We start from the raw sequence: 1,253 nt of genomic DNA, 5'->3' as shown, positions 1-1,253 counted from the left end.
GGAGAACCCCGAGCGGGCCCGACGATCCGGGCGAGCCGGAGCAGCCCGAGCCAGGGGGTGGGGTCGGCGGGGGCGAGCGCTGCGGCCCGTTCGCACGCCTCGCGGGCCCGCTCGGGGTTCTCCCGGCCGCGCAGGGCGCGCTGGACACGGGCGAGGGCGAGCAGGGCCGCGGCGTCCGGGGAGCCGGGTTCGGCCTGGAGCCAGTCCCAGGCCCAGGCGGCGGCGTACGGCTCGCGGGCGAGCGCGGTCAGCCGGTGGCCCCGGCGGTCCCAGTCGTCGCCGGTGTGCAGCAGCAGGGAGCGGGCGGCCTGGCGGCGACCCTGGAGCAACGCGGCGCGGGCGGTGCGCAGTTCGGCGTCGTCCAGGGCGTCGTCGTAGCCGCCGGGGAGGTCCGGGGCGGTGGCGCCGGAGGGGGCCGTGCGGGCCCGGCGCACGTCGAGCAGGGGCGGGAGTGGTGACACCGCAGGACTTCCTGTTTCTCGGGCTGCCATCGGCCGATCACACACAGCAAACCCGCAGGCCAAGGTTTGCGTCAAGCGGAACGCTGATGTTAATGGGTTCAACTACCGTTCGTGGCAGGGAAATTGGGGCATAGGCGCGGATACGTGACCGACCGTGCGGCCGAGCCGGAACCGGTGCGGGACCGGCGTGCGGTGCGGCGCTGTGGTGTACGCCATGCCGTCGCGCGGCCCACCGTGGCGAGCTGTGTGGCGTACGCCATGGCGCCCCGCGCCCCCGGCGCCGACCATGGCGAGTCAACCGCCCCTTTCCGGGTTCTTCCGGGGCAATGCCGTCCCGGGGGCGCTACAGTCGGCCACTACGCGTCCGTGGTCCGGCCGGATGATCGAGGTACGCAGCGTGTCGGTTCTGGTTCTCGTCCTCGCCGTGAGCGCGGCCTGCTGTCTGGGCCTCGGCTTCGTGCTCCAGCAGAACGCCGCGCAACAGGCGCCGCTGAGCGACTTCCTGTCGCTGCGGCTGCTGCTCGACCTGATGCGGGTGCCGCGCTGGCTGGGCGGTCTGGGGCTGATGGTGGCCGGCATGGTGCTGGGCGCGGTGGCCCTCGGCAAGGGTGAGATCTCGCTGGTGGAGCCGCTGCTCGCGACCAATCTGCTGTTCGCGCTCGCGCTCTCCCGCTACCAGACCAAACAGCCGCTGGGACGGCAGGGTTGGGCGGGGCTGCTGCTGCTCGCGGGCGGGGTGAGCGCGTTCATCACGGCGGGCGAGCCGCGGGCCGGCGACGCCGTCGCCGATCC

1 protein-coding gene and 1 pseudogene are annotated in these 1,253 nt (G+C 74.1%); one reads left to right on the top strand and one right to left on the bottom strand.

Annotated features, from left to right (window positions below; translation table 11 throughout):
- Window positions 1-461, bottom strand: a pseudogene (locus CCN72_RS36400) (hypothetical protein); the annotation flags it as partial.
- A 379-nt stretch (window positions 462-840) separates the two neighbouring features.
- Between CCN72_RS36400 and CCN72_RS36395 the strand changes: the two are divergent.
- The coding region (locus CCN72_RS36395; protein ID WP_208638195.1) for a DMT family transporter at window positions 841-1,253 on the top strand (413 nt) is incomplete at its 3' end.

Source organism: Streptomyces murinus (assembly GCF_002154555.1).
In the GTDB taxonomy this organism is placed as follows: Bacteria; Actinomycetota; Actinomycetes; order Streptomycetales; family Streptomycetaceae; genus Streptomyces; species Streptomyces murinus.
The sequence above is the reverse complement of the archived record's forward strand: the minus strand, read 5'-3'. Positions and strand labels throughout refer to the sequence as shown.